Here is a 22,776-nt window from a genome sequence, read left to right as displayed (position 1 = left end):
AGTTTGCAATAAATCCTAATCAAATAGTGTTTACTTAGAGTAATCTAGAGTAACCTAACTGTTGTGTAATTATCAGCTTGTAGGTCCACAAATATCGAACTTTAATTAAACTAATCAATTGAATTTGTTTTTCTAAAAATTAGTACATAATATTTTCAACTTCAGAAAAAAATCATTACTAGTGATTATTTGAATCATGAAATTGCTCAATATATTAACATTTAACTCCATTAATAAATCATCAAAAAATGATCATTTCATCATAAATAAGTTCAATTTAATGTGCGATTTCCATATAGACCATTTTATATTTCAACACTCTGACTAGATATACTAATCTTAAAGTATATCTAGTCATTCTGTTGAATTAAGGTCTTTTTACCTCGATCAAAATATTCTCAATATAGTCAATTTAGTAACGTTGTTTTCCATTACAATCCACTACATTTTAAAGCGGGATATTTCCATGTTTCTTTTTAGGTCGTGTTTCACTTTTTGTACTTAACATTTCTAAGGATTGTTTTAAGACTTTACGTGTTTCTCTTGGATCAATAACATCATCGACCATGCCGTGAGAAGCTGCAACATATGGATTTGCAAACATTTCTCTGTATTCTGAAATTTTTTCAGCTCGAGTTGCAATTGGATCGATACTTTGATTAATTTCTTTTGCAAAGATAATATTTGCTGCTCCTTCTGGTCCCATTACGGCGATTTCTGCATTTGGCCAAGCGTATACTACATCTGCACCGATTGCTTTAGAGTTCATTGCTACGTATGCGCCACCATATGCTTTTCTTAAGATTACTGTAATTTTTGGAACTGTAGCTTCTGAATATGCATATAAAATTTTAGCTCCGTGACGAATAATTCCACCATGCTCCTGGTTTACACCTGGGAAGAAACCTGTTACATCTTCAAATGTAATTAAAGGAATATTAAATGAATCACAGAAACGGATAAATCTTGATAGTTTATCAGAAGAATTAATATCAAGTCCACCTGCCATTACTTTTGGCTGATTTGCTATGATTCCAACACTGTGACCATCAATTCGACCAAATCCAATAACAATGTTCTTCGCAAAGTTTGGTTGTACTTCCATGAAGTCTCCATTATCAAGAATTTGCTCAATTACTTTTCTTACATCGTAAACTTTCGTAGATTCGATTGGAACTAAGTCAATTAGATCTTCTCTCCAATCATCTTTTTCAAAGAATGGAACTCCTTCTGGTTTTTCATTATTATTTTGAGGTAAAAAGCTAATTAATCTGCGTACCTGTTCCAATATTTCTGGTTCTGATTCTTCGGTAAAATGAGCTACACCGCTAATCGAAGAATGAACTTTTGCCCCACCAAGATTTTCCGTTGTAATTTTTTCTCCAGTGATTGTTTCAATTACTTTTGGACCTGTAATAAACATTTGACTTGTCTTTTCAACCATAAAAACAAAATCAGTAATAGCTGGTGAATAGACTGCTCCACCTGCACATGGTCCCATAATGACTGATATTTGCGGAATAACGCCAGAGTAGATCGAATTCCGATAAAATACATGACCGTAACCGTCTAATGAAACTACTCCTTCTTGTATTCTAGCACCACCAGAATCGTTTAATCCTATAATCGGAGCACCTACTTTTGCAGCTAAGTCCATAGCTTTTGCAATTTTAATAGCATGCATTTCACCTAATGCTCCACCAAATACTGTAAAATCTTGTGCAAAAACATAGATTAAACGTCCATGGACTTTACCGTAACCTGTGACTACACCTTCACCTGGACTATCCATTTTATCCATTCCAAAATTAGTAGCGCGGTGTTTAATAAAAGGATTTAATTCGACAAAAGTATCTTCATCTAATAAAAGATTAATACGTTCTCTAGCAGTTAATTTCCCTCTATTATGCTGTGAATCTATTCGCTCGTCTCCACCGCCTAGTTCAATTACTCTCTTTCGGTCCATTAATTCATTAATTTTCTCATAAGCTGTCGTCATAACTTTATTCAACTTCCTTTCTTAGTAGCACTAGATGATGGTTGGCATAGCTCAAACAATACTTTATTCGTTGAATTTGGATGAAGGAAAGCGACTAGGCTATCATGCGCCCCCTTTTTTGGAACTTCATTTATAAGTTTAATTCCGTGTTCTTTCATCATTTCAAGCTGTTTCTCACAGTTTTCTGTTTCTAATGCGATATGGTGAATTCCTTCGCCTTTTTTCTCAATAAACTTTGCGATTTGGCTTTCTGGACTAGTTGCTTCTAAAAGTTCAATTTTCACTTCTCCGATTTCGATAAATGCTACTCGTACTTTTTCACTTTCAACTGTTTCAATTCCTTTAAGTTTTAAGCCAAGTACATTCGTATACAATTGAATAGAAGTTTCTAAATCTCTTACTGCAATTCCAATATGATTAATTTTTTTTGGACTAGTCTCATGCATTACAATGGCTCCTTCCTATTGCTTTCAAAAATGGATAATAAATAGTTTGCAGCTGAAGTTGCTGTTAATTCTCCATTTACAATTGAGCTTTCAATCGATTTTAAATTTAGTTTTACACTTTCATGATTCATAAAACTTAGTTTCAACTGTTCAAAAACCATGTTGTACATCCAATCAATCATTTGTTTTTGACGGCGCAAAGAAAAATAGCCAGATTCAGTTGTTAAATTTTTAAACGCATTAATTTCATTCCATATTTCTTCAATACCTTCACCTAGTAACGCGGAAGCTGTATATGCTTTACTAGACCAACCTGGAGTGGAAGGCTGTAATAAGTGAAGTATTCGATTAAATTCAGCCTTAGCCGCTTTGGCCTTTAATTTGTTTTGTCCATCGGCTTTATTGATAACAATTGAATCTGCAAGTTCCATGATGCCTTTTTTAATTCCTTGTAACTCGTCTCCAGCCCCAGTTAGCATGACTAAAAGAAAAAAATCTACCATTGAACGAACCTGTACTTCACTTTGTCCAACACCGACAGTTTCGATTAAAATCACGTCATAGCCTGCTGCTTCGCACACTAGCATAGATTCTCGTGTTTTACGTGCAATCCCACCAAGAGATCCACCTGATGCAGATGGCCTAATAAATGCATTCGGATTCTTTGAAAGTGAATCCATTCTTGTTTTGTCTCCTAAAATACTACCTTTTGTAATTGTGCTACTTGGGTCAATTGTTAAAACGGCTACTTTATGTCCTTGTTCACACAAATATGTTCCAAAGCTTTCTATTAAACTACTTTTACCGGCACCTGGAACCCCAGTTATTCCAATCCGGATCGAACGACCTGAATGAGGAAGTAACCTCGTCAACACATTTTGTGCAGAATTCATATGTGCTGACGAATTACTTTCTATAAGGGTAATTGTTTGGGCTAAAATAGTTCGATTGCCTTCAAGTACTCCATTTACATAGTCGTCTTCTGAAAGCTTTTTCTTTCTTTTGTTTTCGTGATCCATTTAAATCGAATCCTCAAGTCGGCGATTAATTTCTTCAATAACCTTTTGTGCCGCAACTGGGATAACAGTACCTGGTCCGAAGATTGCTGCCGCTCCGTTCTTTAATAAAAACTCATAGTCTCCTGCAGGTATTACCCCTCCAGCAACAAGAACAATGTCTGGTCGACCTAGTTTTTTTAATTCTTCCATTAATTGTGGAAGTAGCGTTTTATGGCCTCCTGCTAAAGAGCTCATTCCGATAACATGAACATCATTTTCAACTGCTTGAAGTGCCGTTTCCGCTGGTGTTTGGAATAAAGGACCGATATCTACATCAAAGCCTAAATCAGCAAATGCTGTTGCAATTACTTTCGCTCCACGATCATGACCGTCTTGCCCTAGTTTAGCAATCATAATACGAGGACGACGACCTTCTTTTTCTTCAAAATCATCAGCCATTTTACGTACAATCTCTATTTCATCTTTTTCACCGTATTCCGCACTGTAAACGCCCATGATTGAACGAATAACAGCTTTATGTCTACCCACTACTTTTTCATAAGCATCTGAGATTTCACCTAAAGTTGCACGTGCTCTAGCAGCCTCAATTGCAAGCGCTAACAAATTACCTTCCCCAGACTCCGCTGCCTCAGTAATTGCGGCTAATGTTGACTGAACTTTCGCTTCATCTCTAGTTGCTCGAAGCTCTTGTAATCGCAAAATTTGCGCTTCACGAACAGCAGTATTGTCGACTTCTAAAACATCTAATGGATCTTCTTTTTCAAGACGGTATTTATTAACGCCAATAATTGTTTCTTTACCTGAATCGATGTGAGCTTGACGTCTTGCTGCTGCTTCTTCGATTCTCATCTTTGGTAAACCAGTTTCAATCGCTTTTGCCATACCACCTAATGATTCAACCTCTTTAATATGTGCCCAAGCTTTTTGAACTAATTCACTTGTTAACGATTCAACGTAATATGAGCCTCCCCAAGGGTCAACTACTTTACAAATTCCAGTTTCTTCTTGTAAATAAAGCTGCGTATTTCGGGCAATACGAGCAGAGAAATCAGTTGGTAATGCAATCGCTTCATCTAAAGCATTCGTATGAAGTGATTGCGTATGTCCTAACACAGCAGCCATCGCTTCAATACATGTACGAGTCACATTATTAAATGGATCTTGTTCAGTTAAACTCCAACCAGATGTTTGTGAATGCGTTCTTAGCGCCATAGATTTTTCTTTCTTTGGGTCAAATGATTTGATCAATTTAGCCCAAAGTAGACGAGCTGCTCTCATTTTTGCAATTTCCATGAAATAGTTCATTCCGATTCCCCAGAAAAATGATAAACGAGGGGCAAACGAATCAATATCGATTCCCGCTTTTAAACCAGTTCGAACATATTCCAGTCCATTTGCCAAAGTATAGCCTAATTCGATATCTGCAGTAGCCCCTGCTTCTTGCATATGGTAACCAGATATACTGATGCTGTTGAATTTTGGCATATGTTGTGAAGTATAAGAAAAAATATCAGCGATAATACGCATTGATGCTTCTGGCGGATAAATATAAGTATTTCTCACCATATATTCTTTCAAAATATCGTTTTGAATCGTTCCTGTAAGCTGTGATTGATCTACCCCTTGTTCTTCAGCAGCAACAATATAAAATGCTAAAACAGGAAGTACTGCACCATTCATTGTCATTGAAACTGACATTTTATCTAAAGGAATACCATCAAATAAAATTTTCATATCAAGGATTGAATCAATTGCAACCCCTGCTTTTCCAACATCCCCTTCAACACGAGGATGATCTGAATCATATCCACGGTGAGTGGCTAAATCAAACGCAATCGATAAACCTTTTTGACCAGCAGCTAAATTTCTTCGATAAAATGCATTACTTTCTTCTGCAGTTGAAAAGCCGGCATATTGACGAATTGTCCAAGGCTTGTTTATATACATCGCAGGGTAAGGTCCACGTAAAAACGGAGCAATTCCAGAAACGTAACCTAAATGTTCTATCTGATTTAGATCAGTCGAATCATATAATGGTTTTACATCTATTTGTTCTAAAGTTTTCCAATCATCATGATTAACTTGCATCGGTTTAGGAGGTGCTATATTTGGTGCTGAAAATGTTGTATTAAATGGCATCTTTGTAAAGTCTGTTAGTTTGTTCATTTCGTAATCCCTCCATCCTTTTGAAGATTTTGCAACTTCTCGAAATTATTTACATTAATATGAATGAAATCATCAATTCCAACTTCTTTATATAATTTCATATCATCGATCGACGGCTTCCCTGCTAAAAGTACTTTTGCATTCGGATTAATTGTTTTAATCTGATTTGTTATAGAAGGTACAACTGCTGAATATTGATCATCAGTTGAACAAATGACAACAATTGTCGATTCTGATTTTTTAAATGAGACAATTATTTCATCAATTGATGCAAAGCCTTTATTTTGAAGCACCTTAAATCCTCCAACTTCAAAAAAATCAGTTACAAAGTCCGTTCGAGGTTTATATGCTGCAACTTGTCCAAAATTAGCTACAAATACAGTTGGAAATTCACCTGTACTATTTTTATAGCTTTGAGAATTTTGGCGCAATGATTCATAAGGTTGTGCACCACGATGTATGTTTAATTGATTAACGCTAGGAAGTTCTGATTCTATTAAATTCATTGCATTTAAAATACTCGTTATTGTTGCGCCATTACTTGCTGCATCAATGATATCTTCAACTGAACAACCACTTTGTAAGATAAAATGATCTGAACTGCTCTCGAAGTTTTCTTTATTCCCCTCAACTTCTCTACGATCCAATTCTTTTTTCTCTAACCCTGTTTCATTCAGATTTGGATAGATATTAGTCCCAATAAATTTATCTTTTCTATTTTTTATGTTGCCCGACTTTTCTTCTGCAATCTGTCTAACTAAAGCTTGTGGGAAGCCTTCTTGTATTGCCTTTACCATTCCACCTTTTTCTTCAATTTTTTGGAATAGTTCCCATGCTTTTTCAGCCAAAGAGTAAGTAAGTGATTCAATATACCAAGAACCACCAGCTGGATCAGCGACTTTTGATAAATTTGATTCTTTTTCAAGAATTAAATGTGTATTTCTTGCAATACGTCTAGAAAACTCATCAGATGATTTAATCGATTCATCGAATGGTGAAACATGAAGTGAGTCAGTTCCTCCAATTACTCCTGCAAAAGCTTCAACAGTTCCTCTAAGTATATTGACATAAGGATCATAAATCGTTTTCGTCCACGTCGATGTACGAGAATGAATAGTCATTTTTTGGGAAGCTTCATTGCCACCTAATTCTTTCATCATTCTTGCCCAAATCATTCTAGCTGCTCTTAATTTTGCGATTTCCATAAAGAAGTTCGATCCGACTGAAAACGAGAAAAGTATTTTCGTCGCTGCATCATCAAGCGGAATTTGTTGGTTATCCATTTCACGTAGATACTCTAATCCAGTTGAAATAGCAAATGCTAATTCTTGCACTGCATTTCCTCCAGCATCGTGATAAGGATGTGACTGCACTAAAATATTTCTTAAATTTGGCGTATGTCTAACTGACCATTTGGTGATCTCAGCCATCATTTTGTAAGCATTTTCAATAGAATACGGAAGTGTCCCTTCTTTCACTAAATGACTGATCGGATCCATTCCAATAAATCCATTTATTTTATTAAAATCGTAATTTTGTTGTTGCAAATATGCGATAAATGATCCAAAAAATGCTTGCCCGCCGTTAACTGTTTCAATATATAAAGGAACTTCTTCTAAATTTATATTTTGAAAGGCTACTCTAACATCATTAATAGATGTTAAGATTAACCCTTTATTTAAATCATTATTTTTATTATTTGTTTCGAAAGATTCGTTAAGTTGAATCTTTAACATCGTTTGCCCTTTGTCTAAATCATGTTTAGCAACACGGTTGAACTCCTCAGGCGTTGAACAATCTAATTCCTGACTAATTTCCCATGGTTTTTCTAGATAACCTTGTTCACTTGTACCTCTAACATAAGGAAATTCTCCTGGTTGAGCGTTTAAATAAGGAAAGTTAGCAATATCTTCTTCCCCATACATCGGCTTCAAAATTATTTCTTCATACGTTTTTGTTACTAGCTTTTCCTCAATAGTGGCTCCTTTTAAGGATTTTTCAACAACATCTCTCCACTCTTGTACAGTAGGCTTTGGAAATTCAGCAAATAAATTCTCTTCCAAGTTATGGTTCGAAGTTTTCGTATTTTCTGACATGTATAAAGCCACTCCTTTCTTTAACTCTTAATTTAATAAGATGTAAAAATAAATTAGATCATCGAATTTATCTATGTAATAAAGTCGATTTTTCTTTTCATTAAGAATATAAATGCAAAGAATAATTAAAATTTCGACATACTCTTTCAAAAATCCTCTAAAATTATGAAAATTACGTATTTTTTAAATGCTCTTATTTGTAAATATATTTTGACATTATTTTTTGCTAAAAATAAAACAGCTAGTCTACCCAATTAAATAGGTAGTCTAGCTGTTTTACTAAAATCGAACGCTATATCTCAAGGATTATTTGATTTGATTTTGCCCTAGAGACACACGTTAAAATCGTTTTATTACTTTTTCTTTGATCCTCATCCAATAAGAAATCATGATGCTCAATTTGACCATCGATTACATTAACTTCGCATGTCCCACATCTACCAACTCTACAGGAATAGGGTACTTTTAAGCCCTCATCAAGTAAAACATCTAATAAAGTTTTATCAACGGGAACTTGTTTTGTAGTACCATTCGAAAGTACTATCTCAAAAGGTCTAGAGCTAGCCAATAATTGTGGTGTAAAAACCTCAATATGGACACTTGATTTCGGATAGCCAAATGCATAAGCTGATTCATTAAATTGAGAAATGAACCGATTAGGACCACAAAAATATACATGAGTACCGATTGAATGGTCTAAAAGCGTTTCAACTTTTATCCGACTAGAATTAAGCTCTTTCGTAAAGTAAAATGTAGTCTCTTCTTTATAAGATTCATTTAAAAAGTCATAAAACGCACTACTTGATTTTGTTGCCGAAGTATAGTGAAGTTCAAAAGACTTATTTTTACTTTTTAATTCTTTCATCATCGATAAAAATGGCGTTATCCCAATACCCGCTGCATAAAACACATGATGTTTTGCTCTTGAACTTAATGGAAAATGATTTTTTGGATAGCTAATCCGTAATCGATCACCTATTTTAATTCGTTCATGCCAATATTTTGAACCGCCCTTTGATTCCGAACTTAGTTGGATGGCGATTTTATAAGTGTTATCAATAAGTGAATGATGAACTAAAGAATAAGGTCTGCAAATAATCTCATTTTCTGTAGCAACATATGTATTAATATGAGAACCTCCACTAAAAGTTGGAAGATTAAATTCATCAATTGGAATAAAACTAAACTCTTTAACCTGTTGTGTTATTTGCTTTATTTCATTAACACGAACTAGTATCGTATTCTCAATCAATCCATTCACTCCCATCTACAATTTAGCGATATTTCCTAAATATGCGTCATAATGAACAGAATAATGGTCAGAAACTGAAAGTAATAAATGACAGTTTTGACATTGAACTTCTTTCCCAATTTCTAAATTTTTTAATTCAGTTAAACTATGACATCGACAACAAAAAACCTTCGAGTTCAATTCACCATAACCAACATATTGTACTTCATCCTCAAAAAATCCAACATCCTCTATAATCGGCCGTAAATTTTTAAGCTCTTCTTTACTAAGTGCTATATATAAATAGCTACCCATTTTCTGACTTTGCAACCAAGTTTTAAGATTCTGTTGCAATTGTTCTGGACTTGAATCAAATCCGATGAAGACAAAATCAAAAGAATAATTTTTCTCAAGTAACTTTTCTAAAATTGGCTGGATTAACGCCCTCCCTCTATGATTCGAACAGATTAAGTATTTTCTTTTTCCATCTATAAAACTAGCTTCTTCAACTATTAAATTATTCATCGCATTCTACCCAACTTCATCAAGTTTATTTTTTAAATATGTTATTACTTCTTTTTTATATGAAGAGATTCCTTTATAATCTAAAATGAAATCCGGTAATTCACATAGAATTTTATAAAATTGCTCTAACCATACCTTATTTAAAGTTAATTGCTCTAATGGTAATAAGTGAGTATGAATCGTAAAAAGGAGCCCATTACTAGCAGCCAGCCTAAATAACTTTTGAACTTCAACACGTAAGTGAACAAAACTCCCTACATTATCAGCTGTAACTTTTTGTCTATCTTTTCCCCATTGATTAAATGTTTCTAACGAAGTATCTAATCTTTTCCCTGCCATTAATGACCAATTTTTACGAGTCCAAGGAGCTCCTTGTTCAATATTTTTTAAGAAACGCAGAATTCGATCATCCAATGATTTTTCACTAAACATAGGGATTGGCTGATGAATCTCTTTAAATCTCATCCCTAGTTTAAAAGTAAGTGACCAATTAGAGGGGAAACAAAGATGTCCAGCATCTAAAAATAAATCGCCATCTCGTTGACTCATATAAATTAAATCCTCTTGTACGTGTCTACCTATAAAATTCAAAGGCTTTCCTAAAACAGAAGTTCGATCCCCAAAGCTAAATCGTTCCTCCTCCATCAGAAGCTTATTATAAATAGTCCAATATTCATGCCCCTTATGAACTTCAAAAAAGTTTGGATAGTACCTTATTAAGTGATCTAAAACTAATTCTACAATTTCCCATTGCCCTTCAAAACTAGTAGGAAGTGCCTGATAACAATGGTTAGGTGAATTGTGTAACAAGCTTCTTTTTAACTTTATTTCATTTTCATATTTTGGAGTAATCTCGATGCTTACAGGTGGATCTAATAGAATAGAATTATTAGAGTAACGATAAATCTCCTCTTTAAACGGATACGGAAAGCTTTCTAATTCATTAACTTGATTCATCTGAACACCCTTTTTAGTAGATTAAAAGTAAATCGTTCAAATAAGTTAAACGAGACAAAGGTAAACTTTCTATTAATTACTGTTTTTTGTTACATTAGATTTTAATTAATTATAAGAATATTCTGTTTTTTATGTCAATACCTAGTCCGATTTATTGTGTATTTTAATAAAAGTTTATGAAAGAATCATATGAGGTACTATATCTCTGCTTTTTCACTCTTTACTTCCTCATGAACCCTTTATGAGGTACTATATCTCTGCTTTATCTCTTTTTTGCATAGATATTTACATCCTTTTTCACTTTCTCTTAACTAATAAACCAGTGAATATTCTGATCTATCCATACATATAAAAAAAAATTGCCTATATTCTTTTATAAGCAATTTTGATCAAATCGTTTATTCAATTTCGCCTGTCCAAGCAAGCATACCGCCGGTCATATTCACAACATTAAAACCGTGACTTTCTAAAAACTGTACTGCTCGACTACTTCTGCCACCAGCATGACATACAACGATGTATTCATTATTTTTATCTAGATCTGCCATGCGAAATTCGATTAAACCAAGTGGAATATGCGTCGCACCTGGGATCATTCCGTTTGCTACTTCATCCGCCTCGCGAACATCAATAATATTAAGTGAATTTCCATTCTTTAATAACTCTTCAAGTTTTTCTGCTGTCATTTCTCTCATTATTTATTCTCCTTTATTAAGACCAGGTACTCATTCCGCCTTTTACATTTGTAATATTGGTATAACCCATTTTTTTAAGAACTTTACATGCTTTTTTACTTCTCATTCCACTCTGGCAAATAATAATTGTTTCCTTATCTTTTGATAGATGATTTATATTTTGCTTTAACAAATGCAATGGAATATTTTTGAATTCTTTAATATGTCTGCCTTTATATTCTGCAGAGGTTCTAACATCAATGAATTGTTTTTCCTTACTTTTCAATTCATTTTTTAATTCATTTGTTGATATTTGCTTAACCCCTTTGATTGGAAGAAAAGTTTGTACTAGAAAATAAGCAATTAATACGATGATTAGAATATTTAAAAATTCCATTAAAGTCCTACTTTCAAGAAAATTGATGTTCAGAAATTTTTTGGCCAGTGATCAGTTTTACAAAAGTTTTTTATCTACTTTTTACTAATAAGTTAACTGCTTCTTTAACTAGCTCTTCTGCATTTTCTCCATTTTCATCAGCAAGCCTTACACATTCAATAAGATTCGTACTTACGATTACTCCAATTGTACGATCCATTGCCGCTCTTACTGCTGATAATTGAGTGATAACATCTTTACATCCTTTATCCTCATCCATCATTTTTAAAATGCCTCTAAGCTGCCCTTCAATTCTTTTTACTCTATTTTTTATTTGATCATCATAAGACATAGAAATCTTTCCTTTCTTAGTAAAATTTTTACATTAGTTAATTTGAACTATATACCCAGATAGGTATGAAGTCAATTAAATTGTCGTCCATTTAGATTACTAGAAAAAGAAGATTAAGGGCCTTAAAAACATGAAATTACTTATTTCATAGTCAATTTCCTTTTAAACAGCATAAAAGCCTGGTATCTAGCTAATCCAGGCTTTACTTCATTACATGTTAATTACTAAAAAAGGTATCGTGATGATCGCTACGATCATTAATAACCAATTATTCTTCTTTAATTGAGAAATTTCTTCCTCTAATAACAGCTCTTCACTTTTTTTCATTATATATTCCTACTTTCAGTTTTGATTAATTTATTCTTATATTTAAGATTTATTTCCTTAAATAAAGCTTAAAATACCTGTAAGTATTAATTTTGTTACTTTTTTACTTTATATAATGAAAATGAAAATTTAATGAAAAACCTTTTTTCTAATTCAATGATCCCTATTTAATCCATTTTATTTTTCCATTTATTGCATTATTCTTACTCGATTAAAAGGGAAAAAAACTCCTTCAACTTTACCGACTATTTCAGACTGTTTAATATACCCTAAACCATTTCTGCTATCTTTACTATTTAGTCGATTATCCCCCATGACTAAATAGGACCCGCTAGGTACTTTAACTTGATTAAATTGAAGATATTCTTTGTAGACATTTTTTAAATGGTCATTTAAATAGTTTTCAGATATATGTTTTCCATTAATATATAGGAGTCCATTCGTTAAATTAACGTTGTCACTTGGCAAACCAATGATTCTTTTGACATAATATTTAGGGTCATTTTGTTTTTTTATAATGACAACTTCGCCTCTATTTATTGATGAAATATGAAATGAGGCTTTGTTAACAAACAAATAATCATGATTATGTAGGGTCGGTTGCATCGAAGCACCTTGAACAATAAAGGGTGAAAAAATAAAAATCTTAACAATTAATGCGACTGTAAAAGAATAGACTATTATTTTAAAAGTTTGCCATGAAGATTCCTTTTTTCGTATTTTCAAATTTGTATCCCCTTTAAATTTATTGTCTCCACATTTTACCATAATCCAATTAATTATTTGAATATTCCTTACAAATATTTAATGAAAAAATAGCAAAGCTTTCTATTTCACTTTGCTATTTCTTCAATGATGTAATCAGCTGAATTAAACTTGTTTTGAGGCAGTTTCTACTGCTTGCTCTCTAAGTCGGAATTTCTGTATTTTTCCTGAGGCAGTCATAGGATACTCTTTTACAAATTCTATATATCGAGGAATTTTATGTTTTGAAATTCTTCCCTTACAGTACATTCGGATATCCTCTTGTGTAATTTTAATTCCTTCTTTAAGTATAATCCAAGCCATTACTTCTTCCCCGTACACATGATCAGGTACTCCAACAACTTGAACATCTAACACATCTGGGTGAGTATATAAAAATTCTTCAATTTCACGAGGGTAAATATTTTCCCCACCACGGATAATCATGTCTTTGAGCCTACCTGTAACTTTGCAATAGCCATTCTCATCCATGATCGCTAAATCTCCAGTATGTAACCATCCATCTTCATCAATTGCAGTACGAGTAGCTTCTTCATTTTTGTAGTAGCCTTTCATTACATGATAACCTCTAGTACAAAGTTCACCTTGTACCCCACGTGGTACTTCATTAGAAGTGCCTGGTTCTACTATTTTCACTTCAACATTTGGTAATGCCTTACCAACCGTTTCAACACGTACCTCAATTGGATCATTCGTTCTAGTTTGTGTGATAACTGGAGAAGACTCGGTTTGGCCATATGCAATTGTAATCTCTGTAATTCCCATTTTTTCGATTACTGCCTTCATAACTTCAATTGGACAGTTTGAACCTGCCATAATTCCAGTTCGTAATGTTGATAAATCATATTTAGAAAAATTAGGTTCATTTAATTCCGCGATAAACATTGTAGGAACTCCATGTAATCCAGTACATTTTTCATCTTGTACTGTTTGAAGTACTCTTTTTGGACTAAAGTCTTGAACAGGTACCATCGTTGCTCCAACAGTAACACAAGCCATGGTACCTAAAACACATCCAAAACAATGGAAAAATGGCACGGGTATGCATAAACGATCTGCCTTTGTTAATTCCATACAATTCGCAATATTAAACCCATTATTGACGATATTTGAGTGTGTAAGCATTACACCTTTTGGGAAACCAGTCGTTCCAGATGTATATTGCATGTTGATTACATCATACGGACTCATTGATGCAATTCTCTTATCTAACTCTAAGTCTGATGTATTTTTTGCCATGGAAATAAGCTCTTCCCATGAGAATGTTCCAGGGTATTTTTTCTCACCAAGAACAATTACGTTCCGTAAAAATGGCAGTCGGCTGCTATGAAGTTCTCCAGGAACAGCATCCTTTAATTCTGGTATAATTTCATAAAGCATTTCAATATATGAAGAATCTTTATATTGATCCATTAAAATAATGGTTGTTGAATCAGATTGCTTTAACAAATATTCTAGCTCCGCTGTACGATAATTCGTGTTTACTGTAACAAGAACTCCACCCATTTTACCAGTTGCAAATTGTGAAGTAAGCCATTCTGGTGTATTTGAAGACCATATTGCAATATGATCACCTTTTTGAATTCTAAGACTCATCAAACCTTTTGCTACTTCTCTACAGTGGTTTTCAAATTGTTCGTAATTCATCCTTAAACCTCTATCCGCATAGACAACAGCCTCATGAGTAGGATGTAATTTCGCTTTTTCTTCTAATAGTTTCCCTATGGTAATATCTAGTAAATTTGTCATCTTATCCTCCTTAATTGGTTCCCTTCCAAAAGGACGCGTAATTAGAATTTAAATTAAACACAATTAAGAATATTCTATGTTTTTAGACTTTTTCCTTTAAAAAAACTTCTGTAAAAATAGAAAAGCCACAAGGAATCTCTTTTTCCTTGTGGCTGTTGATTATAGTTAATTTATTTGAGAGTTAAATTTAAAATATCTTTCCTATATTATACGTTACATAGCAACGTTATTATCATTCTTCACCACTTCTGGTTTAAATGCGCGTTCCCATTTAGCAATTACTACTGCTGCTAAAGAGTTACCTACTACGTTTACTGCAGTTCTAGCCATATCTAGAATACGGTCAATACCTGCAATAAATGCTAAACCTTCAACTGGAATTCCAGCTGTACCTAATGTTGCTAATAATACAACAAACGATACGCCTGGTACACCTGCGATCCCTTTTGAAGTGACCATTAGAACTAACATAAGTGAAATTTGATCAGTGATTGATAAATGAATACCATACATTTGGGCGATGAAAATTGCTGCTAATGCCTGATATAAAGTTGATCCATCAAGATTGAATGAATAACCAGTCGGAATAACGAATGAAGAAATTGATCTTGGTACTCCGAATTTTTCTACTTTTTCCATAATTCTAGGTAAAACTGTTTCAGAACTCGCAGTAGAATATGCTAAGATCAGTTCATCTTTAATTAATTTAATGAACTTAAATATATTAACTCCTACCATTTTAGCTACTAAGCCTAATACTACTACGATAAAGAATGCCATTGTAATATAAACAGTTATGACTAATTTTCCTAATGGAATTAAAGATTCTAATCCAAACTTTGATACTGTAACACCGATTAATGCAAAAACACCAAATGGAGCAAATTTCATAATTTGATTTGTAATGTAAAACATTGTATCAGCTGTTCCTTGGAAAAATGCTAATACTGGCTTTCCTCTTTCTCCTACCGCTGTGATCCCAAGACCAAACAGTACTGAGAAAAAGATAATTGCTAACATGTTTCCTTCAACAAAAGCTGAAAAAATATTTGGCGGTACGATATTTACAAATGTATCTGCAAAGCCATGACTTTTCACTTCTTTTGCTGTTTCAACATAAGTATTTATATCAGTTTTGTGAAGAATACTCATATCTACACCAGCGCCTGGTTTAACGATATTCGCTACTAGTAATCCGATTAAAATTGCAACTGTTGTAATAATCTCAAAGTACAGAATCGTTTTTCCGCCTAAACGGCCAAGTTTTTTTGTGTCACCAACACTAGCAACACCCACAATAATACTTGAAACAACGATTGGTATTACAATCATTTTAATCAGACGTAAAAAGATGTCTCCAATTGGTTGTAAATAGTCAGCAACCTTTGGATTTCCATAAAAAATTGCGCCTACAATGATCCCGATAACAAGACCAATTAATATTTGCCAAGCTAAGCCAATTTTTTTCATAATAAAAGTCCCCCTTGTAGTAGAATTTTGCCAAGTTTTTTAATTTACTAAAAATAACAAAACCATTTAAATTTTTTTTAAATGGTTTAAGCACTACTTGGCTTATTTAAGATATCGATGGAACTCTCATAAATTACCCATCATTTCCATAATTTACTTTTTGATTATATTCTGAATTTACAATCAAAAAAGGTTATAAAAAACAGTATAACAGAAATCATTACGATTTCAATTTTACTTTATTTTCCAAATGTCTATTAAGGTACATTACAATTCTACTAAAAAACTGAGATTTTGACAAATTCCTCTTACTTTTTTTTAATTATTTTTTAATTTTTAACCAAATAATTACATATAACTATTTAAATTAAGAAAAAACTTACATTATCCAAATCATTTAAAACCCCTTTGTTTACAAGGAATAAAGAGAAAAAAGTTAAATATTATCAAGACTCTTATTTACGAATCTGTTCGTTTTGTTTATGATATAAGATGAATAATTTGGAAATTTAATTTATTTTTTAATAATTAATGAAAATGCTTTCAAATTTTTTTGAAAGCGATATTACATATTTTGTATAATCAACCTTGATTATTACTAAAATAAGTTAGTAATTTATGTTTAAGAAGTGAGGTAAATTAATTGAAAACTAAAGTAAACCCAAAAGCAGTTATTGTTATTTTTGGAGCAACAGGAGACCTAGCAAAAAGAAAGCTTTTTATTTCAATATATAGATTATTTTTAAGTCAAAAAATTGATGAAGGTTTTGCAGTTGTCGGTGTAGGTAGAAGACCTTGGTCAAATGATGAGTTTCGTGAAACTGTAAAAAAATCAATTCAATCTATTGCTTCATCTGAGACTGAGATTGAAAGCTTTTTATCTCATTTTTATTACCATCAATTTGAAGTATTAGAACCGTCTTCATATATAGAATTAGGAAATTTATTAACAAACTTGGATAATCATTATTTAATTCCTGGTAACCGTGTTTTCTTCCTTGCAATGGCACCTGAATTTTTCGGAACAATTGCTAAACAGTTAAAACAAAATGGATTGGCTGATACAGAAGGTTGGAGTCGAATTGTCATCGAAAAACCTTTTGGACATGATTTACCGAGTGCAATTGAATTGAATGATGAAATTCGTGAAGCATTTTCAGAAAATCAAATCTACCGTATCGATCATTACTTAGGTAAAGAAATGGTTCAAAATATTGAAGTAATCCGTTTTGCAAATGCAATGTTTGAACCACTATGGAATAATCGATTTATTTCAAATATCCAAATTACTTCTAGTGAAATTCTTGGTGTTGAAGACCGTGGAAAATACTATGAGAATTCGGGAGCTTTAAAAGATATGGTTCAGAATCATATGCTTCAAATGGCGGCACTACTTGCTATGGAGCCTCCGATCAAATTAACAACTGAAGAAATTCGTAGTGAAAAAGTTAAAGTATTTAAAGCTCTTCGTAAAATTGATGAAAATGAAGTAAAAGATTACTTTGTTCGCGGACAATATGATGCTGGTGTAATGAATGGTGAAGAAGTTCCAGCATATAGAAACGAAAACAATGTAGCACCTGAGTCTCAAACTGAAACATTTGTAGCGGGCAAACTTTTTATCGATAATTTTAGATGGGCTGGTGTACCATTCTATATTCGAACAGGAAAAAGAATGGCGACAAAATCTACTAAGATTATTGTTCAATTCTCAGATATACCAATGAATCTTTATTACAATACAAAAGAGACAATGTCTCCAAATTTATTAATTATACATATTCAACCAGATGAAGGAATTACATTGCAATTAAATGCAAAAAGATCTGGTTCAGATGAAGGTTACACTAAGCCAATTCAATTAACATTTAATAATAATTGCGTTGATTGTATTAATACACCAGAAGCATACGAGCGATTAATTTATGATTGTATGTTAGGTGATGGAACAAACTTTACTCATTGGGATGAAGTAAAATATTCTTGGAGCTTTGTTGATGTCATCTCAAAAGCTTGGGACAATAATTTAGCACCACTCACAAATTATAGATCTGGTTCAATGGGTCCAAACGAAGCTGATACTTTATTGACAGTTGATGGTCATAAATGGTGGCCTGTTACTGATCGATTAAATGAAAATTAAGAACGATTTATATAAATAAAAAGTTACCTCCTCAAAATATCGAGGGGGTAACTTTTTTATATTTTTAAAAACAAATTTAAAAATTATGTCCACTGAGTATGGAACTTACCTTCTTTATCAATTCGTTCATAAGTATGTGCACCAAAATAGTCTCTTTGTGCTTGAATTAAATTTGCAGGAAGTGTTTCTGTACGATAGCTATCAAAATAAGCTAAAGCAGCAGAGAAACATGGAATTGGTACACCAGCTTCAATCGCTACTACACTAATTTTTCGTAAAGCACCTTGATAACTTTCTACGATTTCTTTGAAATATGGATCAAGTAAAAGGTTCGAAAGATTAGCATCTAAATCGTAAGCTTCTTTAATTTTTTGTAAGAAAGCCGCTCGAATAATACATCCACCTCTGAAAATCATTGCAATATCACCATATTGTAAATCCCAGTTATATTCATCAGATGCAGCTCTTAATTGAGCAAATCCTTGAGCATATGAACAAATTTTACTCATATATAGAGCTTTACGCACGTCTTCAATCAGTTGCTCTTTATCACCATTATATGTACTAGTTGATGGACCTGATAATAATTTACTTGCTCTTACTCTTTCATCCTTCATTGCAGAAATAAAACGTGCAAATACAGACTCAGTAATAATAGAAGTAGGAACGCCTAAATCTAGTGTGCTTTGACTAGTCCATTTTCCAGTACCTTTTTGTCCTGCTTTATCTAAAATAACATCTACAAGTGGTTTACCTGTTTCTTCGTCTGTTTTAGTAAAGATATCCGCTGTAATTTCAATTAAATAGCTATCAAGTTCACCCTTATTCCAATTACTAAATACATGGTGTAATTCGTCTGCAGTTAAGCCAAGTACATTTTTTAATAAAAAGTAAGCTTCTGAGATTAATTGCATATCACCATATTCAATTCCATTATGAACCATTTTTACGTAATGACCAGCACCATCTGGTCCAATATATGTTGTACAAGGTTCATTATTAACTTTTGCAGCAATCGCTTCAAAAATAGGTTTTACTAGTTCAAATGCTTCTTTTTGTCCACCAGGCATAATTGAAGGTCCTTTTAAAGCTCCCTCTTCTCCACCTGAAACACCTGTTCCAATAAAATGAATTCCGCTATCAGATAACATTTTATTTCGTCTTTGAGTGTCTTTATAGTATGTATTTCCACCATCAATTAAAATATCACCCTGATCAAGATGAGGTAATAGCATTTCAATTGTTGAATCAGTTGGGCCACCTGCTTTTACCATTATTAGTATCTTTCTAGGTGTTTCAAGAGAATTTACAAATTCTTCAATTGAAAATGTTCCAACTACATTTTTACCTTCTGCTTCTTTTAAAAATTCTTCTGTTTTTTCTACTGATCGGTTATATACAGAAATTGAGAAACCTCTACTTTCAATATTTAAAGCTAGGTTTTTTCCCATTACTGCTAAACCAATTACGCCTATTTGTTGTTTAGCCAATTCAATTAGTCCTTTCTAATTAAAATTTGCAAGGGTTTTCAAATTAAAAATTGTAAAATATTTACTATCTTTAATATATCCGCTGATTAGTTTCGCTATCCTGTTAAATATTCTAAAAACTAACCGAGCAAAATCCTTGCATACCATAAACTTAATGTCAATAATGATATTAACATAACAAGCGCGATGAATAAATGTAAACATGATCTATACATTAAAATTTTATAATTTGAAAAGAAGTGAAACGATGGTAATAAAATACAACGATAACAAATGGATTCAACTTTTATTTACTTTCATTATTGCAATTATTGGTGGATTTTTATTTCAATTGATTAAACTACCAATCCCATGGCTACTTGGACCAATGTTTTTTGTACTTATACTTTCTAAATTTAAAGGGATAAAATTGCATTGGCCAAGTAAAATTCGAGATACAGCCATGATCATAATCGGCTACACAATTGGGCTATCATTTACATCTTCTACGTTTATTCAAATCGGACATCAATTATCTTCTATGATATTGATGACCTTTCTACTCATCCTTTTTACAATAATCATTTCGATCGTAATCTCTAAAGTATTTAAAATACATTATCCAACAGTTTTATTAGGTAGTATTCCTGGTGGTCTAAGTCAAATGATTACTCTTGCAGAAGAGATTAAAGATATTGACATTACAATTGTCACTTTCTTACAAATTTCCAGGCTTATGATGATTATTTTTATTGTTCCATTATTAATCTTCAGTCCATTTTTTAATGTACATAAAAGTTCGATCTCAGAAGCCATTCACCACTCATCAGCAAGCTGGCATGGCTTATTTCCAAACATCATTATTTTTGCTATTTTCTGTACACTACTTGGAGTTTTAGGTAAGAAAATAAATTTTCCTACTGCATTGCTATTAGGACCAATGATCGCTACCATTATCCTTAATTTATCTGGATTACATGGACCTGCATTACCATCTGTGATTTTAGATTGCTCTCAGCTAATGATGGGAAGTTATATCGGCTTATTATTGAAACCAGAAAACTTAACTAACAAATTAAAAATAGTTTTAGTTTCAGTCTTAAGTGGAGTCGTTTTATTAACATTTTCGCTTTTATCTAGTATATTTTTAACACATATTCACACGATTGATCATATTAGTGCCTTACTAAGTTTAGCCCCTGGTGGAATGGATCAAATGGCATTAATTGCAAAAGAAGTAGACGCAGACATAACTGTCATTATGTGTTATCAACTATTTAGAACACTATTCATATTTATTGTTGTACCATATTTATTAAGATATATTTTTAGAACAAGGATACAAGAAAGTAAGGTAAAACGAATAAGTAACGAATAAAAAAAGCAAGGAAATTTAATTTCCTTGCTTTTCTACTCTTCATAGATCATCTTTCTAGTCATGCCACCATCAATGATGATATTTTGACCATTGATAAAGTTATTTTCTGGATCAGCTAAATAAATACAAGCTTTAGCAATATCTTCAGGCTTGCCTACTCGATTCGACCAATGTTGAAGATGATCAGTTTCTTTTAATTCTTCATTCTGATCAACTTGAATCCATCCTGGACTAATACAGTTTACTGTTATACCATTTGGCTGAAGCGATGCTGCTAATGAATGGGTAATTGATACAATTCCACCCTTTGATGCTGCATAAGCTTCTGAATTTGGTTCCGACATAATCGCTCTCGTTGATGCCATATTTATTATTCTTCCACCATTTTTCATCACTTTAACAGCTTCTCTTGATGAAATAAAAACGCTTCTCAAATTAGTATTCATTACATGATCCCATTCATCTGTTGTTAAACTTAAAAATGGCTTAAAAGCGGAAATTCCTGCATTATTAACTAAAATATCAAGTTTACCAATTTTATCAATGACATTGCGAATAAGATTTATGATGTCTTCCTCTTTACTAACATCAGTCTTAAGGAATATTGCTCTGCCTCCATTTTCTTCAATTTTCTGTACAACTCTATTACCTTTTTGTTCATTCACATCAGCTATAAAAACAATTGCACCTAATTTTCCAAATGCAAGTGCAATACCCTCTCCAATTCCATTCGCACCACCTGTAATAATAATTGATTTCCCTTCAAACTTTACTTCCATCTATTTATCCCTCTTCTTACAATTAGTCTATTAATATTATTTCCACTCTAAAAAAAAAGCCGTCAACCGACAGCTTTTAATCCAATTTAGTTCGAATTAATTTATCTCAACATTGAGGTTGATTGTTGCTTAATCCGATCTTTTTTAATAAATAGATTAACATATCTTTTTCCACTGAATTTAATTGAGAAAATAAGTTATGAATCATTTCACTATGAGCTGGAAAAATGCAACTAATTACACTTCTCCCCTCTTCAGTCAAAGCAGCATAAATGACTCGTCGATCTTTTGGACAATGAATCCGTTTAATATATCGTCTTGCCTCTAATTTATCTAAAACATACGTCATATTTCCACTTGAGATTAATATCCTTTTTCCAATTTGTTGAATTGGCTGATCTCCTTTATGATAAAGCAATTCTAAGACTGCAAACTCAGTTAAATTCAAACCAAAACATTTAATATTATTAATAGAAGCATCAGTCAAAAATCGATTTGCTTTACAAATTTCAGAATATAACTGGAGCGAATTAGTTGAAATTTCATTTTGATTCAATTCATATCAACCCCTTTCAACTATCTTGAATTAAAGATAATTTTAAAGCATTTTTTGTATGTAGTCAATGTCCTACGATTAGTTAAATAGTGAAATGAAGTTAATGTAGGTTATTTAGTTTACATAATAATATTATTGATTTTTATTATTTACGTATGAACTTTTTATGGGTTAGATATTTTCAGATTTTTGCTGTTTTACTTCCTCATGAACCTCTTATGAGTAACTATATCCCAGATTCATGCTGTTTTATTTACTCATGAACCTCTCATGAGTAAATATATTCTAGATTTTTGCTG

General features: G+C 32.5%; 19 protein-coding genes. 2 read left to right on the top strand and 17 right to left on the bottom strand.

The window, feature by feature from the left end; all coding sequences use genetic code 11:
- Positions 1-448: 448 nt before the first annotated feature.
- The 14 genes from COE53_RS22100 to COE53_RS22035 all read right to left on the bottom strand — a co-directional run bounded on the left by COE53_RS22100 (position 449) and on the right by COE53_RS22035 (position 16,152).
- Positions 449-1,999: an acyl-CoA carboxylase subunit beta gene (locus tag COE53_RS22100; protein ID WP_069032160.1), complete on the bottom strand. Its 1,551-nt coding sequence runs from the start codon at positions 1,997-1,999 to the stop codon at positions 449-451.
- An 8-nt stretch (positions 2,000-2,007) separates the two neighbouring features.
- Complete coding sequence (gene mce / locus COE53_RS22095) at positions 2,008-2,445, bottom strand: methylmalonyl-CoA epimerase (protein ID WP_098948734.1); 438 nt, start codon at positions 2,443-2,445, stop codon at positions 2,008-2,010.
- On the bottom strand, positions 2,445-3,464 hold the full coding sequence (gene meaB / locus COE53_RS22090) for a methylmalonyl Co-A mutase-associated GTPase MeaB (protein ID WP_069032158.1): 1,020 nt from the start codon (positions 3,462-3,464) through the stop codon (positions 2,445-2,447). The genes mce and meaB overlap by 1 nt, the downstream gene beginning before the upstream one ends.
- The gene (scpA, locus tag COE53_RS22085; RefSeq protein WP_069032157.1) at positions 3,465-5,630 is read right to left on the bottom strand and encodes a methylmalonyl-CoA mutase; all 2,166 of its coding nucleotides are present in this window, start codon (positions 5,628-5,630) and stop codon (positions 3,465-3,467) included.
- Entirely contained in the window at positions 5,627-7,726 is a 2,100-nt protein-coding gene (locus COE53_RS22080; protein WP_069032156.1) for a methylmalonyl-CoA mutase family protein, read from the bottom strand. Before COE53_RS22080 ends, scpA begins: the two co-directional genes overlap by 4 nt.
- Before the next feature lie 292 nt (positions 7,727-8,018).
- Positions 8,019-8,987, bottom strand: coding sequence for a PDR/VanB family oxidoreductase (locus tag COE53_RS22075; protein WP_254664522.1), 969 nt, complete (start codon positions 8,985-8,987; stop codon positions 8,019-8,021).
- 6 nt (positions 8,988-8,993) lie between these two features.
- Complete coding sequence (locus COE53_RS22070; protein WP_098948732.1) at positions 8,994-9,482, bottom strand: dimethylamine monooxygenase subunit DmmA family protein; 489 nt, start codon at positions 9,480-9,482, stop codon at positions 8,994-8,996.
- 6 nt (positions 9,483-9,488) lie between these two features.
- Positions 9,489-10,439, bottom strand: a complete 951-nt coding sequence (locus tag COE53_RS22065; RefSeq protein ID WP_069032153.1) for a heme-dependent oxidative N-demethylase family protein — start codon at positions 10,437-10,439, stop codon at positions 9,489-9,491.
- 398 nt (positions 10,440-10,837) lie between these two features.
- On the bottom strand, positions 10,838-11,134 hold the full coding sequence (locus COE53_RS22060; RefSeq protein WP_069032152.1) for a rhodanese-like domain-containing protein: 297 nt from the start codon (positions 11,132-11,134) through the stop codon (positions 10,838-10,840).
- A gap of 16 nt (positions 11,135-11,150) precedes the next feature.
- Positions 11,151-11,510 (bottom strand): rhodanese-like domain-containing protein, encoded by a 360-nt coding sequence (locus COE53_RS22055; protein WP_069032151.1) that lies wholly within the window; start codon positions 11,508-11,510, stop codon positions 11,151-11,153.
- Between the two features lie 70 nt (positions 11,511-11,580).
- The gene (locus tag COE53_RS22050) at positions 11,581-11,841 is read right to left on the bottom strand and encodes a metal-sensitive transcriptional regulator (RefSeq protein ID WP_069032150.1); all 261 of its coding nucleotides are present in this window, start codon (positions 11,839-11,841) and stop codon (positions 11,581-11,583) included.
- A gap of 516 nt (positions 11,842-12,357) precedes the next feature.
- Positions 12,358-12,894, bottom strand: coding sequence for a signal peptidase I (gene lepB / locus COE53_RS22045; protein WP_286162615.1), 537 nt, complete (start codon positions 12,892-12,894; stop codon positions 12,358-12,360).
- 144 nt (positions 12,895-13,038) lie between these two features.
- Entirely contained in the window at positions 13,039-14,682 is a 1,644-nt protein-coding gene (locus COE53_RS22040; RefSeq protein ID WP_069032149.1) for an AMP-binding protein, read from the bottom strand.
- Between the two features lie 213 nt (positions 14,683-14,895).
- Positions 14,896-16,152 (bottom strand): cation:dicarboxylate symporter family transporter, encoded by a 1,257-nt coding sequence (locus COE53_RS22035; RefSeq protein WP_069032148.1) that lies wholly within the window; start codon positions 16,150-16,152, stop codon positions 14,896-14,898.
- A 643-nt stretch (positions 16,153-16,795) separates the two neighbouring features.
- Here COE53_RS22035 and zwf point away from each other — a divergent pair.
- A complete protein-coding gene (zwf, locus tag COE53_RS22030) occupies positions 16,796-18,295 on the top strand; it encodes a glucose-6-phosphate dehydrogenase (RefSeq protein ID WP_069032147.1) in 1,500 nt (499 codons plus the stop codon).
- 83 nt (positions 18,296-18,378) lie between these two features.
- Here zwf and gndA read toward each other — a convergent pair whose 3' ends face one another.
- Positions 18,379-19,785: an NADP-dependent phosphogluconate dehydrogenase gene (gene gndA, locus COE53_RS22025; RefSeq protein ID WP_098948730.1), complete on the bottom strand. Its 1,407-nt coding sequence runs from the start codon at positions 19,783-19,785 to the stop codon at positions 18,379-18,381.
- 247 nt (positions 19,786-20,032) lie between these two features.
- On the opposite strand from gndA, the gene COE53_RS22020 reads away from it, so the two are divergent.
- Positions 20,033-21,142 (top strand): AbrB family transcriptional regulator, encoded by a 1,110-nt coding sequence (locus COE53_RS22020; protein ID WP_098948729.1) that lies wholly within the window; start codon positions 20,033-20,035, stop codon positions 21,140-21,142.
- A 32-nt stretch (positions 21,143-21,174) separates the two neighbouring features.
- Here COE53_RS22020 and COE53_RS22015 read toward each other — a convergent pair whose 3' ends face one another.
- Together COE53_RS22015 and COE53_RS22010 are read right to left on the bottom strand one after the other, a co-directional pair.
- Entirely contained in the window at positions 21,175-21,921 is a 747-nt protein-coding gene (locus COE53_RS22015; RefSeq protein WP_098948728.1) for an SDR family NAD(P)-dependent oxidoreductase, read from the bottom strand.
- Positions 21,922-22,027: 106 nt separating this feature from the next.
- The gene (locus tag COE53_RS22010) at positions 22,028-22,477 is read right to left on the bottom strand and encodes a MarR family winged helix-turn-helix transcriptional regulator (RefSeq protein ID WP_091021198.1); all 450 of its coding nucleotides are present in this window, start codon (positions 22,475-22,477) and stop codon (positions 22,028-22,030) included.
- Between the last annotated feature and the right edge of the window lie 299 nt (positions 22,478-22,776).

This window comes from Bacillus sp. AFS029533, assembly GCF_002585125.1.
In the GTDB taxonomy this organism is placed as follows: domain Bacteria; phylum Bacillota; class Bacilli; order Bacillales; family Bacillaceae_G; genus Gottfriedia; species Gottfriedia luciferensis_B.
The sequence above is the reverse complement of the archived record's forward strand: the minus strand, read 5'-3'. Positions and strand labels throughout refer to the sequence as shown.

What these genes read in the sequence shown, in the direction of transcription:
- COE53_RS22020 (WP_098948729.1), top strand. Translation starts at nt 20,033, where the DNA reads ATGGTAATAAAATACAACGATAACAAATGGATTCAACTTTTATTTACT.
- COE53_RS22070 (WP_098948732.1), bottom strand. Translation starts at nt 9,482, where the DNA reads ATGAATAATTTAATAGTTGAAGAAGCTAGTTTTATAGATGGAAAAAGA.
- COE53_RS22100 (WP_069032160.1), bottom strand. Translation starts at nt 1,999, where the DNA reads ATGACGACAGCTTATGAGAAAATTAATGAATTAATGGACCGAAAGAGA.
- COE53_RS22050 (WP_069032150.1), bottom strand. Translation starts at nt 11,841, where the DNA reads ATGTCTTATGATGATCAAATAAAAAATAGAGTAAAAAGAATTGAAGGG.
- COE53_RS22060 (WP_069032152.1), bottom strand. Translation starts at nt 11,134, where the DNA reads ATGAGAGAAATGACAGCAGAAAAACTTGAAGAGTTATTAAAGAATGGA.
- COE53_RS22040 (WP_069032149.1), bottom strand. Translation starts at nt 14,682, where the DNA reads ATGACAAATTTACTAGATATTACCATAGGGAAACTATTAGAAGAAAAA.
- scpA (WP_069032157.1), bottom strand. Translation starts at nt 5,630, where the DNA reads ATGAACAAACTAACAGACTTTACAAAGATGCCATTTAATACAACATTT.
- COE53_RS22055 (WP_069032151.1), bottom strand. Translation starts at nt 11,510, where the DNA reads ATGGAATTTTTAAATATTCTAATCATCGTATTAATTGCTTATTTTCTA.
- COE53_RS22065 (WP_069032153.1), bottom strand. Translation starts at nt 10,439, where the DNA reads ATGAATCAAGTTAATGAATTAGAAAGCTTTCCGTATCCGTTTAAAGAG.
- COE53_RS22080 (WP_069032156.1), bottom strand. Translation starts at nt 7,726, where the DNA reads ATGTCAGAAAATACGAAAACTTCGAACCATAACTTGGAAGAGAATTTA.
- COE53_RS22015 (WP_098948728.1), bottom strand. Translation starts at nt 21,921, where the DNA reads ATGGAAGTAAAGTTTGAAGGGAAATCAATTATTATTACAGGTGGTGCG.
- mce (WP_098948734.1), bottom strand. Translation starts at nt 2,445, where the DNA reads ATGCATGAGACTAGTCCAAAAAAAATTAATCATATTGGAATTGCAGTA.
- COE53_RS22035 (WP_069032148.1), bottom strand. Translation starts at nt 16,152, where the DNA reads ATGAAAAAAATTGGCTTAGCTTGGCAAATATTAATTGGTCTTGTTATC.
- meaB (WP_069032158.1), bottom strand. Translation starts at nt 3,464, where the DNA reads ATGGATCACGAAAACAAAAGAAAGAAAAAGCTTTCAGAAGACGACTAT.